This window comes from Streptomyces sp. NPDC026394, assembly GCF_055567735.1.
Genome location: NZ_JBVHPX010000002.1, coordinates 508620 through 521094, shown reverse-complemented (window position 1 = coordinate 521094; position 12475 = coordinate 508620). Strand labels below are relative to the sequence as shown.

Below are 12475 nucleotides of genomic sequence, written 5' to 3'. Positions count from 1 at the left end.
ACGGAGTGATCGATGTGCCGTCACAGTGCCGTCATGGACCTGCCAAAGAAGGCGGGGAAGTCGGCTCGTTCCTCTCTTGAAGAACCGTTTACGCAGGTGGCAGCGTCCTCCGGACTGTTACCAGTGTGTCCAGGTGTGCTCAACGGGGGGTGTGTTCTGCATGGGCGTAGTACTGCCGGGGTGGGCCGACGAGATTCTCGACATCATCGGCGTGTCCTGGCCGAATGTGGATGAGGACGACTACCGCGAGATGGCGACGGCCATGCGCGAGTTCGCCGGCGACATCAACGACGGGGCCGGTCAGGCGCACGAGGCGGTGCAGGCGCTGGTCTCCTCGGCGGGCGGGGGCCAGGCCGCGGAGGCCCTGAACGCCCACTGGAGCAAGGTCAACGGCACCCACCTGGCCAAACTCGCCCAGTGCGGTGAGCTGGCCGCCACCGCGCTGGACGGCGTCGCCGTCCTGATCGAGGGCGCCAAGCTCGGCGCGATCGTCCAGCTGGGCATCCTGGCCGCCGAGGTCATCGCCGCGCAGGCCGCCGCCCCCTTCACCTTCGGCCTGTCCGAACTCGGCGCCCTGGCGGCGACCCAGACCACCCGTGTCATCGTCAAGCGCCTCTTCAAGGAGGTCTGCCAGCAGGTCGCCGAACAGGTCGTCAGCATCGCCCTGACCCCCGTCGAGGAGGCGTTGGGCGCGATGGTCGGCGACCTGGTCGTCCAGCTCGGCGCCAACGCGCTGGGAGTCAAGGACGGCGTCGACCTGGGCCAGACGGCGAAAGCGGGCAAGGCGGGCTTCTCCCAGGGCGTCCAAGGCGCCAAGGACGCCGCCGGCAGCTCGATGCAGCTGCTGAGCGCGGGCGGCGGGGGCGGCGGTGCCGGTGGCGGTTCCGGCAGCGGCGGCTTCACCTTCGACCACGACGCCCACGACAAGGCCGTCACCGGCTTGCAGAGCGCCGGCGGCCACTTCCGCAACAACGCGGGCGGCAAGATCGGCCGCGCCAAGAGCCACCATGGCCGCACGCGCGGCAAGGACGCGATCGCGGATGCGGTCAACCCCATGATCGACAAGGTCATCGACGGTCTCCAGGACGCGGTCAAGAAGTCCGCCAAACACCTCGACGACAGCATGACCCGCGGCGTCAAACAGATGGCCAAGAACCACAAGGAGAACGACAAGGGCCTCGCCGACCACTTCACCGGCCTCGGCAGGGGAGGAAAGACGGACCCGAAGGGGCCGAAGAGTGTGAATGCCGGTGGAGGGGGCGGTGGAGGTCGCCCACCGGGGAAGGGAAAGACCGGTGGGAACGGGGACGGCGCACGTGATCCTTGGTGGCACGGGCACAGCGCCGATCAGATGCGGCACCATCGTGGTAAGCCCATCGATGTCTCGGACGAGGACCGGCCGACCCAGCTGAACCATCTGGAGAACGAGGCCGTCAAGCTGGCCGACGAGGCCAGGGACAAGAAACATCAGAACAGCAACGTTCCGGGAAAGGATTACCGCAAGGACGGTTGTTCAGGAAGCTTTCTGCACAATGGCATCATCACCTCTCACACGAGTTCCACGCGCCGGAAAGCTTCTGGGGCTCTAAAATCGGGAGGTGAACAACCTCAAGAATACCCGAAGGCTCACCCGGCTTTGCAACAGGTTCTCGATGATGTGAAGCAGGGTTTCTTGGACATGGATGAGAAGCCTGCTGCCGGGCATGGAAAGTGTGCCGAGGTGTCGCTGATATCCGATCGCCTGCATCAGATGGACCCGGACGGAACAAAGATAAGAACTCCTGATGATGCTCGGCAGGCGCTGGAGGGCGGGGTCATCCATACTCGACAGCTGGGAGACGATATCAGAAAAGACCCGGAAACCAGGGAGAAGTACGTGCACAAGCCGCATGGTGCGTACAAAAAGCCCTGCGACTCCTGCCAGCCGATGCTGGACAGGTTGGGCATCATCGCTCATCGTTAACTGCTGTCCTGTGGGAGAGACGTGACCGACGGAAAATCGAAATACGACATCGATCAGTGGCTTCGTGGCAACGGATGGACGCCCGAAAGGGATGTCTCCGACCGGATTCCGGACTTCATTGAGGACGCCGTTCGGCAAGCAGAGGAGGACGGCCATCCTGCTCCGGTGTTCGAGGCTGCGAAGCGATTCCTTGATTCGTACGGGCTGCTGGAGCTCAGGCATCCGAGAAAGTCTGACTGGGTGCTGGAGACGAACCCTGCCGGGGGGCACGAGGGCGACTTCGAGGATATCGCCGAACTGTCCGAGGAGTTGGGTGTCGGACTGTTTCGTGTCGGGTACGATGAGCCTGAGTCGGCGAGCATTCTGATTGATGAATCGGGGCGCTTCTACTATCACCATTGGTCCGACAGTTACTTCCTAGGTGATAATGAGCGTGAGGCTTTCGCCAATTGGCTGGTGAACAACTATCAAGGATTGGGTTAGCGCATGTCAGGATTGCTTCCCGGTACGGCTTCGTCGCTGTTGGTGCAGGGAAAGGTTTTCAGCCACACCAATCTCACCGGCGACGGCGAGCCCAATCTGCACCCAGCAGTACGGGAGTTCTTCGATCGTTTGCCGGTAGAGGACCGGGAGCCGTTCCTCGGATACTGCGCAGAGTCCGCTCTGGTTTCCGACCAGCTGTGGGGGCTCGATGCGGGGGGTCCCGGCGCCTCGCTCTCTCTCGCTGATGCTGCGCCGTACTTTGTCGGTTCCGCCATGGTGTCCAAGAAGGTACGTGAACACGGAGACCCGGAGCACGGCCAGTCGACGGCCCCGTGTTCTGCCTGCCGAAAGCTGTTGACCGAGTTGGGTATCGAGTTCATCGGAGCATAAAAGGTGGGCGAAGGGCAGGAAAGTGCGAACGGCATTGCGCGCAGCGCGGCCGCGGTACTTGCCGATGCGGGCTGGCATCCGGCGCGGGACGCCGGACCGGACGCGCTGCTGGCGATTCTGGAAACAGTCAGCACAGTCGGCACCCGATCAGGTGTGGTGTGGGAGATGTTTCCCGCCGCTGAGCGTGCCTTGCGTGCATTCCACGGCCTGGAGACGGTCGCTTACGGCGCGGGCGTGGAGGTCGCATTGCGTGGGATCTCCATTGATCCGCGCGAGGGCCGCTACGCGTCACAGACTTTCCATGACTTCGGTGCTCGGATCGGCTCCCGTGCGTTTCCGCTGGGCATCCATGGCGAAGAGTCGTTGCTGGCCGTGGACGAGCAGAGTCGCCTCTTCATGGTCAACCACGGGGGTTGGTGGTATCTCGGTGAGTCGGTGCTCGCCGGGTTGGCCGTGCTGATCGAGGGACGGCGGCCGGAGCGGGTGCGGGAGGACGGGACGTGGGGCTCGGTGGGAGCCGGGGCGGAATCTTCCGAGCCCGCAGAGCCCTCGGAATTGCCGGAGGTCGAGGGTGGTGCCGCGGTGGCGGGTGTCCGAGCACCTGGCCTGGGTGAAGGCGGCGAGGTGCGGAGCGTTTTCGGGTGACGGGCGTGGGCGTGGTTCCCGACATACCGAGCCGGAACCGTTGCGGTCCCGCAGACGACGATTCAAAGCTCTGGGCAGGTGAGCGGTGGAATTCGCAGAGCCGGACCGTCTCTTCAAGGTACGGGCGTACACGGTCTCCCATTAGACGCTGCTGCTGCGCAGTGACACAGATCTGTCCATGAATGTACAGCCGCGCATCGAAATCTATGCGGGAGGTGTGCAAACCATGTTTCTGCATTCGTTGATGCGCGGGCTGACGGTGGCACCGGCAGATGAAAGCGGGGTCGCGGATGTCACGACCAGGTACGGAGTAGGCGCCGAGCCAGGTATCACGTACGTACTGAAGTCCGGGAACGGGCAGGGCTTCTTGGTCTCCGGTCGGCCGTCCTGGAGGAAGGCCGACCGGGACATCGACGCGCCCTCGCTCTTCGACTTGTCGCAGCCGTGGCCACCGGGGGCAGGCGCCAGCTGGGGTGATGTCGGACAAGGGCGTCGAAGAGGAAAGTAAAGGGCCACTATGAAGCCGTCTGCTCTGGCCCATGAGCAGGGCGGGGCAGAGCAGACGGCTTGCCGGAGGTCCCTACTTCCCCAAGTTCGGCGGCGGAATCGGTGTGGTTGCCAGGGACTGTGGGGACGTCGGGCTGGCCAGGGCCGACGGGGCCGATACGGCGGCGGTGGGGTCGGGGGTCTGGGGTTCGTCCGCTGGGGTGGGGAGGGGGCGCGGGGCCAAGGTGATGCCCTCGGCGTCGAGGGCCTTCTTGATGCGCCAGCGGAGTTCGCGTTCTATTCCGGGGGCCTTGCCGGGCATGGTCTTGGCGGAGACGCTGATGGTGACGGAGTCGAGGTGGACCTCGCTGAGGCCGAGGATCTCGACGGCCTCCCAGAGCTGTTCGTTCCAGGGTTCGGCCTTGGACATCTCCTCGCCGACGGCGGTGATGATCTCGCGGGCGCGGTCCAGGTCCTGGTCCGGGGCGATCATGACGTCGACGGCGGCCGTGGACCAGCCCTGGCTGAGGTTGCCGATGCGCTTGACCTCGCCGTTGCGGATGTACCAGATGGCGCCGTTGGGGCCGCGCAGCTTGGTGACGCGCAGGCCGACCTCGACGACCGTACCGGTGGCCACGCCCGCGTCGATCTCGTCGCCGACGCCGTACTGGTCCTCCAGGATCATGAAGACGCCGGAGAGGAAGTCCGTGACGAGGTTGCGGGCGCCGAAGCCGATGGCGACGCCCGCGACGCCGGCGCTGGCGAGCAGCGGGGCCAGGTTGATCTTGAGGACGGACAGCACCGTCAGGGCGGCGGTGCCCATGATGACGAAGGACGCGACGCTGCGCAGTACAGAGCCGATGGCCTCGGAGCGCTGGCGGCGGCGTTCGGCGTTGACCAGGAGCCCGCCCAGCGCGGTGCCTTGGGCGGCCGTCGCGGTGCGGTTCATCCGCTCTATGAGTTTGGTGATCGTGCGCCGGATCACATGCCGCAGGATGACGGCGATGATGATGATCAGCGCGATCTGCAGGGCGGACGTGAGCCAGGTCGCCCAGTTCTCCTCCACCCATCCGGCGGCGTTGGTGGCCTTTTCCGTGGCGTCGTCGAGCGACGCCCGGCGGTGCGCGCCGGGCGGCGTGGCGGCTGGGGAAGCGGACCAGAACACAGCAGGAACCTCCGTGTGGGACAGCAGACCCGGGTCGGGACTTACCGTGCCCCGGGCAGACCAACCACACTAACGGGGCAACGAGGGCGGTCCGCGCCGGTGTTCGAGAGTGGCCGGACCAATTACGGGACTGTTTGGGGGGAAGTAAAGCGGTGTGGTCGAAAACACCTCGGACCCGTTACCCGGTGATGGTGGCGCTCCGACCAGGCACCGGGGGACACTGTGGAGAGATCGTCCCGGCGCGAGCCACGCGCCGCCGGCGTACAAGGAGGCACCCGTGCCGCATGTCCTGGTCCTCAACGCGTCGTACGAGCCGCTCGGCGTCGTACCGCTCCGCCGCGCGCTCATCCTCGTCCTCAACGAAAAGGCCGTCAGCCTTGAGGAGTCCGGCGCCCTGATGCACAGCGCGACCCGTGTGATGCCCGCTCCCAGTGTGGTCCGCCTCAAGCGGTTCGTGCGGGTGCCTTTTCGCGGCCCCGTCCCGTTGACCCGCCGTGCCCTCTTCGCCCGGGACGGCGGGCGGTGCATGTACTGCGGTGGCGTCGCAACCAGCGTCGACCACGTCGTCCCGCGCAGTCGTGGCGGGCAGCACACCTGGGAGAACGTCGTCGCCGCGTGCCGCCGCTGCAACCACGTCAAGGCCGACCGGCATGTCGCCGAGATCGGCTGGCGGTTGCGGCATCAGCCCGCGCCGCCGTCGGGCCTGGCCTGGCGGATCATCGGCACGGGGCATAGGGACCCCCGGTGGCTGCCATATCTGCAGCCGTACGGGGCGGATGACGCGCTGGCCCGGATCGATGCCGTATCGGCATAGGTCCGGGTCTTTTGTGTGGTGAGCGGGGATCGGACGGACCGGGGCCCCGGCCCCGGTCGTGCGCCCGTTACCGCCCGTCGCCCGGCCATGCCTCGTGGGCCGACGGGCCGCTCCCGGAGGTGCCCCCGGTCTTCGCCGGCCGCGCCGGTGTGCCGGGCCGGCCGCCGCCGGGGCCGGGGCCGGGCGGCCGGGCGGGCGGCGGTGCGGGCCGGTCCGGGCCCTTCACCGCGTACGCCTCCACGCTCCACAGCGAGTAGCCGAAGCGGGTCGCGCGCTTGTCCCCCTGGATACGTACGAAGCGGACGTCCTTCGCGTCCATGCGGAGGGTTTCGCGGCCGCCCTTGCCGTCGCGGACGGTGGCTGCCGTACGCCAGGTGACGCCGTCGGACGACACCCGGACCGTGTAGGCGGCCGCGTAGGCGTCCTGCCAGGAGAGGGTGAGGCGGCCCAGGCGGGCGGGGCGCGGCAGGGTGAACTGGAGCCAGGCGTCGTCCTGGGCGGGGGAGGACCAGCGGGTCTTCGGGTCACCGTCGGTGGCGGCGCCGGCCGGGAACTCGGGCGTCTCCTCGCCCGAGGAGGTGGCGGCGGCGCCGCGGGCCAGGTCGGGGCCCGCGGTGGGCGGGTAGGTCCGGACGGTCAGTGTCCGCTTCTGGTCGCCGTAGGTGACCGGGATCTCGTACGTGCCGGTCTTGGCGTCGCGCGGGACCGTGACCCGGATGCGGGCGGTGGCCGTGCCGCCGCGCGGGGCCGTGACGTGCTCCGGCGCCCGTACGGTGAAGCCCTCGGGCGCCTTCGCCGTGAGCTTGCCCTCCACGTCGGCGGGGCGCCGGGAGAAGATCCGGGCGTCCACGGAGAAGGTGCCGCCGGTGTCGGCGTCGATCTCGTCGTGCGCCAGTTCCAGGCCCGCCGCCGGGGTGTCGGCGAACCACGGGGTGAAGGAGTGCACGGACGGCGCGGTCGCGCCGTCCTTCCAGGCCAGCCGGATGCCGTCGGCCTTCATGCCGCGCGCCTCGGTCTGCGTCCAGCCGGTGCCGGAGAGGCCGCCGAGGCGCCGCCAGCCCTCGCCGGGTACGTGCGCCTCCACGGACACGGCGGCCGCGGACGGACTCGGCTCGGTGAGCGAGGTGACCGCGGTCAGCGGGCGGGGACGGCCGAAGGGGACGGTCAGGGAGGTGGGGTGGGCGGCCTGGTCCGGCGGCGGGGCGGTGTCGGAGCGGTCGGAGCGGGCGCCGGTCCAGGCGTCGGACTCGGTCATCGCGCGGTCGAGGAAGGGGCCCAGAACGCCCTTTCCGACCGTCACCGGACTCTTCTTGATCTTTTTCAGCAGGTCCTGGACGGCGCGCTGTGCGGTCCACGCGGCGGAGCCGTCGCCGCGGGCCTGCGCCACCAGCATGTCGACGGCCCGCTCGCCCGCCGAACCGTAACGCGCCAACTGCCGCGCCCAAGGACGTACTTCGTCGGCCAGGCCGGGGGAGAGGCGTTCCGGCGCGCCGCTCATCGTGTGGAAGGCGGCCCGCAGCCGGGCGGCGGCCCTGGTGTACTGCTCGTCGTCGGCCCGGGCGTCGCTGTCGGTGGCGTCGGCGCGGGCCTTCCAGAACGCTTCGATCAGCGGCTTGAGGTACGCGGACTCGTCGGTGCCGAGGACCGAGGAGGCGTCGTTGCCGGCCAGCGCGTGCAGCGCGGCGCGGGAGGCGGCGTCCCCGCCGGAGAGATCGTCGATGGCGGCCTGCCAGGAGGCGCCGGGCCGGTAGCCGCGCGGGTTCCAGGCGTAGTCGGCGGCCGTGAACAGGGCGATGCGGGACGCGGTGGGCTGTGCCATGGCGTTGGCCAGCAGCGCGCTGGAGCCGACGGCGACGGCGGGTTCGCGGCCCGTGTAGGGGCCGAGGAAGATACGGTCCTGCGCGTAGTCGTTGACCGGGTAGTTGTCCATCGTGACCATCCGGTGGCCGAAGACCTTGCGGGCCTCGGCCAGTTCGCCGCCGGTGATGGTGCGGGGGACGACGCCGACGCCGGTCCACGCGACCTCGACCCGGTCGGACAGCGCGGCCGCCAGCGCCTTCCGGTAGGCGGTCGAGCCGTCCTGGTAGTACTCGGTCGGCACCAGGCTGAGCGGCGCCGCCTCGGGATGCCGGTCGGCGAGGTGGGCGGCGAGCGCGTCCGCCACCTTGGCGTGCGCCTTCGCGGCGGCCTCGGGGCCGGAGCCGAAGGTGTCGGCGTCCGCGTCGCAGTGCCACTCGCTGTAGCTGACGTCCTGGAACTGGAGCTGGAAGGCGCGCACGCCCAGCGCCCACATCGCGTCCACCTTGCGGCGCAGTGCCTTCAGGTCGTCCTCGGAGGACATGCACATGGCCTGCCCGGGGGAGACGGCCCAGGCCAGCGTCACATGGTTGGCACGGGCCCGGGCGGCCAGCGCGCGGAAGTCCGCACGCTGCGCCGCCGGGTAGGGGTCGCGCCACCGGAACTGGCGGTACGGGTCGTCGCCGGGCGCGTAGAGGTAGCGGTTCTGCTTCGTCCGGCCCATGAAGTCGAGCTGGGCCAGGCGCTGCTCGCGGGTCCAGGGCTGGCCGAAGAAGCCCTCGGTCGTGCCGCGTACGGCGGTGCCGGGCCAGTCCCGTACGACGGCCGCGGCCAGCTCCTTGCCGCCGGCCTCGCCACGGTCGGCCTCGCCACCGCCTGCCGTGCTGTCGTTCTTGGACCGCTCCACGACCAGCTGACGCAGGGTCTGTACGGCGTGGAAGAGGCCGTCCGGGCCGACGCCGTCCAGGGCGACCGTGTCCCGGCCCGCCACCTCGCCGACCGCGAGACGGTAGCCGCCGGCGGGCAGGTCCCCGCGGGCCGGCGCGCGCAGGGCCCGTAGTGCGGTCTCGGCGTCCGGGCCGCCGACGCGGAACACCGGGCCCTCGCCGGGCAGCGCCCGGCCCGGGGCGGACTCGTGGACCGTACGGACCCCGGCGTCGCGCAGCACGGCGCGCAGCGCGCTCAGCGCGTACGGGTCGGTGTCCGGACCGGCGACGATGGTGGCCTCGCCGTCCAGCGCTACGGACGCGCCGCCCGACCGCATCGACTGCGGGCGCGGCCAAACGGCAGGCAACTGCCCGGCGGAAACGGCCCGGCCGGTGCCGTCGGACTGCCCCGGCAGGTCGGGCGTGCCGACGGCCGGGTCGGCGGGGGCCGCGTGGACGGGGGAGGTACTGCCGAGGAGCCCGCCGATGACGGCGGCGGCGAGGGCGGTGGCCCCGACGCGCGCGCGAGCCCCGGCCCGTACGGCGCCGAAACGGCCGATGCCGCCCGGGTCGAGGCTGCCGGCACCGATGCTGGTGGGGCCGGTCAGCGGGGCGGCGGCATCCCCGGACCGGCGGGCCGCGGCATCCCCGGCCCGGAAGGCGTCGCCCTCTTCCGCTCTGCCCTCCCCGGCCCCGCCGGTTCCCTCGCCCTGCCTGCCGACCCTTCCGGCGTCCCGAACGCCGCTCCGGACTCGCACGGTCTCTCCTCAGTCCCCGTCGTCCCACTCACCGGCCGACCGGTGACGCACCGGACGGCCGCAGCCCGGCCGCCCCGCGGCCGCGCGCCCCTGAGCCGGCTGACGCGGCGGGGGCCTCGTACCCCGTGGAAACCCGCCGGACCAGCCTTCGGCAGTGAGCCCACCACTATGGCGGTGAGGGTGTCAACGGCAGTACACCAAGTGCCGGGTTTGCCCTGTGCGACCGGCGTGTCGCGACGTGTCACGCGGGTGTCCAGGGGCGCTCGGGGGCTCCCGGGGAGGGGCGGCGGAGGCGCGGCGGGGCGCCGAAGGACTTCCGCCGGAAAGCCTCTCCGGTGGGCAGCCGTGCGCCGTCACCCGTCCGCCACCGGCAAATCGCCTGCACGAGGGATGTGTGACCTGGACCACGTTGGTTGAATGGATACGTCTGCGACCGCCCGGAGTGGGTAGGGCAGGTCGTGTCCCACTACCGACGAACGGGAGGCCCTCCGTGGCCGCGTCCGCTCAGCTTCTCCTCGACGCACTGTCGTCCGCCCCCGAGTACCCGGCAGAGCGCGTCAAACCCTCCGAGCCGGAAGATTTCCGGCCGGAGAAACCCGTCGAGCCGGATCTGTTCGACGGCGTCTCCGACCCCGACTCCGGCCTGGACGGCTCCGGCTCGCTCTGCTTCTGCGAACTGCCGCTGACCAGCGAGCCCCCGCTCGCCGACGCCGCCCCGCTCACCAGTGAGTCCCCGATCGCCGCCGAGCTGCCGCTGACCAGCGAGCCCACCGCGGCCGGCCTGGGTACGGAGACCATGGAGGTCTGATGGGCCGACCGCGGCTCGCCGGTCTGCACGGTGTGTGCACGTCCTATGAGCCCGCACCGGGCCGTATCGAACACGTCGGTGACGACACCGTCGTCGCCGTCCTCGCCGCGCTCGGGGTCGACGCCTCGACTCCGCACGCCGTACGCGCCGCCCTGGAGGCGTACGACCACGGCGCGGGCCGGGCCCTGCTCCCGCCCACCGTCGTGGTGCGCCCGGGGCGCCCGCCGAAGCTTTCGCGCCTGCCCGAAGGCACCGCCCTGCGGGTGGAGACCGAGTCGGGCGAGGTGCTCGACTGGGGCCCGGACCCCGGAGGCCGCCCGGAGGACGGGTACGAGCCGCCCGCCCGGGACCGGGACGGTGCCCGCACACCGCGCCGAGCCTCCGCTCGCATCCCCGACCGAGTTCCCGGCGGCACCGTGGGCCGTCTCCCCCTCGGCATCCACACCCTGCGCGCCCACACGCCCGACGGCCGCTCCGCCCGCGCCCACCTGATCGTCGCCCCCGACCGGATGCCCGCGCCGCCCGGCCGTACCCACGGCCTCATGGTGCAGCTCTACTCCCTGCTCTCCGGCCGCTCCTGGGGCATGGGGGACCTGGGCGACCTCGCCGACCTGGCCGCCTGGTCCGGACGCACGCTCGGCAGCGGCTTCGTGCAGATCAACCCGTTGCACGCGGCCGTACCGGGAGCGCCCACCGACCCCTCGCCGTACCGCCCCTCCTCCCGCCGCTTCCCCGACCCCGTTCACCTGCGCATCGAGGACGTCCCCGAGCTGGGCTGTCTCGAAGGCGACGCCAGGTCCCGGTTCGACGCGCTGCTCGTACGGGCCCGGACGCTGCGCGATGCGGTGCTCCGCAAGGGCGCGCTGATCGACCGGGACGCCGTGTGGGAGCTGAAGAAGGAAGCGCTGGAGCTGCTCTGGAAGGTGCCGCTGAGCCCCGGGCGGCGCGCCGCCTACGGCGACTTCCTCGCCGAGCAGGGCACGAGCCTGGAGGACCACGCCACCTGGTGCGCGCTGGCCGAGCGGTACGGGTCCGACTGGCGCGGCTGGCCCGCCGGCCTGGACGACCCGCGCTCGGCCCGGACGGCACGGATGCGCGGCAGCCTGCTGGACCGCATCGACTTCTACTGCCGCCTCGCGTGGTTCACCGACCAGCAGCTCGCCGCCGCCCAGCGCGCGGCCGAGGAGGCCGGGATGGGCATCGGTCTGGTGCACGACCTGGCCGTCGGCGTCCACCCCTCCGGTTCCGACACCTGGGCCCAGCAGGACGCCTTCGCGGCCGGCATGTCCGTGGGCGCGCCGCCGGACGCCTTCAACTCGCGCGGCCAGGACTGGGGCCTGCCGCCCTGGCGGCCGGACGCGCTGGCCGCCCAGGGCTACGCCCCGTACCGCGGTCTGCTGCGCGGCCTGCTGCGGCACGCGGGCGCCCTGCGCATCGACCACGTCATGGGCCTGTTCCGGCTGTGGTGGGTGCCGGAGGGCCGGCCGCCGACGGAGGGCGCGTACGTGCGCTACGACGCCGAGGCGATGCTCTCCGTCCTCGCCCTGGAGGCACACCGCGCGGGCGCCGCCGTCATCGGTGAGGACCTGGGGACGGTCGAGCCGGTGGTCCGTACGGAGCTGGCCGGACGGGGGGTGCTCGGCACGTCCGTCCTGTGGTTCGAACGCGACTACACCAAGGAGCCGGCCCGGCCGCTGCCGCCCGGCGACTGGCGCGCCGACTGTCTGGCCACCGTCACCACGCACGACCTGCCCAGCACGGCTGCCCGGCTCACCGGACAGCACGCCGCGCTCCGGCACGGCCTCGGGCTGCTGGACCGCCCGCTCCACGAGGAGCAGGCGGCGGAGGCGGTCGAGGTCGGAGAGTGGCTGGAGACGCTGCACCGGCTGGGGCTGCTGCCGGAGGGGCGGGGGAACGAGGAGGCGGCGGTCAAGGCCCTGCACCGCTACCTGCTGGGGACGCCCGCCCGCATGGTCGGGGTGTGGCTGCCGGACGCGGTGGGCGACCGGCGGCCGCAGAACCTCCCGGGGACATGGGACGAATACCCCAACTGGCGGCTGCCGATCGCCGATCCGGCGGGGCGCCCGCTGTCCTTGGAGGAGATCACCGCCTCCCCCCGCCTCCATGCGCTGATGAGGGAACTGCGCATGTCGCGGCGGTAGTCGGGCCGGTACGGCCGGAAAGTACGGCGGCCCGCACCCGTCGTGCGGCCGTCTTCCGGCCGCCCCGGCCGTACGGCA

At 70.9% G+C, this 12475-nt stretch carries 9 protein-coding genes; 7 read left to right on the top strand and 2 right to left on the bottom strand.

The genetic code is table 11. The annotated features are described in order from the left end of the window. The first annotated feature begins 160 nt into the window (after window positions 1-160). The 4 genes from ACZ4QV_RS06465 to ACZ4QV_RS06450 are packed head-to-tail and all read left to right on the top strand — an operon-like array spanning window position 161 to window position 3481. The gene (locus ACZ4QV_RS06465) at window positions 161-1963 is read left to right on the top strand and encodes a YwqJ-related putative deaminase (RefSeq protein ID WP_361615875.1); all 1803 of its coding nucleotides are present in this window, start codon (window positions 161-163) and stop codon (window positions 1961-1963) included. Window positions 1964-1984: 21 nt separating this feature from the next. After that, window positions 1985-2446: an SUKH-3 domain-containing protein gene (locus tag ACZ4QV_RS06460; RefSeq protein ID WP_361615873.1), complete on the top strand. Its 462-nt coding sequence runs from the start codon at window positions 1985-1987 to the stop codon at window positions 2444-2446. 3 nt (window positions 2447-2449) lie between these two features. Further along, the gene (locus ACZ4QV_RS06455) at window positions 2450-2836 is read left to right on the top strand and encodes a YwqJ-related putative deaminase (protein WP_361615871.1); all 387 of its coding nucleotides are present in this window, start codon (window positions 2450-2452) and stop codon (window positions 2834-2836) included. 3 nt (window positions 2837-2839) lie between these two features. After that, entirely contained in the window at window positions 2840-3481 is a 642-nt protein-coding gene (locus ACZ4QV_RS06450; protein ID WP_361615870.1) for an SUKH-3 domain-containing protein, read from the top strand. A 580-nt stretch (window positions 3482-4061) separates the two neighbouring features. On the opposite strand, the gene ACZ4QV_RS06445 is transcribed toward ACZ4QV_RS06450, so the two are convergent. Next, a complete protein-coding gene (locus ACZ4QV_RS06445; RefSeq protein WP_361615868.1) occupies window positions 4062-5132 on the bottom strand; it encodes a mechanosensitive ion channel family protein in 1071 nt (356 codons plus the stop codon). Between the two features lie 277 nt (window positions 5133-5409). Here ACZ4QV_RS06445 and ACZ4QV_RS06440 point away from each other — a divergent pair, with 277 nt between their 5' ends. Next, the gene (locus tag ACZ4QV_RS06440) at window positions 5410-5946 is read left to right on the top strand and encodes an HNH endonuclease (RefSeq protein WP_003982442.1); all 537 of its coding nucleotides are present in this window, start codon (window positions 5410-5412) and stop codon (window positions 5944-5946) included. A 67-nt stretch (window positions 5947-6013) separates the two neighbouring features. Here the strand turns inward: ACZ4QV_RS06440 and ACZ4QV_RS06435 are convergent, their stop codons facing one another. Next, window positions 6014-9229: a beta-N-acetylglucosaminidase domain-containing protein gene (locus ACZ4QV_RS06435; protein ID WP_467762703.1), complete on the bottom strand. Its 3216-nt coding sequence runs from the start codon at window positions 9227-9229 to the stop codon at window positions 6014-6016. Window positions 9230-9917: 688 nt separating this feature from the next. Between ACZ4QV_RS06435 and ACZ4QV_RS06430 the strand changes: the two genes are divergently transcribed. After that, entirely contained in the window at window positions 9918-10235 is a 318-nt protein-coding gene (locus ACZ4QV_RS06430; protein WP_361144346.1) for a hypothetical protein, read from the top strand. Further along, entirely contained in the window at window positions 10235-12397 is a 2163-nt protein-coding gene (gene malQ / locus ACZ4QV_RS06425) for a 4-alpha-glucanotransferase (protein ID WP_361582440.1), read from the top strand. The genes ACZ4QV_RS06430 and malQ overlap by 1 nt, the downstream gene beginning before the upstream one ends. The last annotated feature ends 78 nt before the right edge of the window (window positions 12398-12475 follow it).

Bases quoted from the DNA above. Each gene is read 5' to 3' on its own strand.
- ACZ4QV_RS06465 (WP_361615875.1), top strand. From the start codon at position 161: ATGGGCGTAGTACTGCCGGGGTGGGCCGACGAGATTCTCGACATCATC.
- ACZ4QV_RS06455 (WP_361615871.1), top strand. From the start codon at position 2,450: ATGTCAGGATTGCTTCCCGGTACGGCTTCGTCGCTGTTGGTGCAGGGA.
- malQ (WP_361582440.1), top strand. From the start codon at position 10,235: ATGGGCCGACCGCGGCTCGCCGGTCTGCACGGTGTGTGCACGTCCTAT.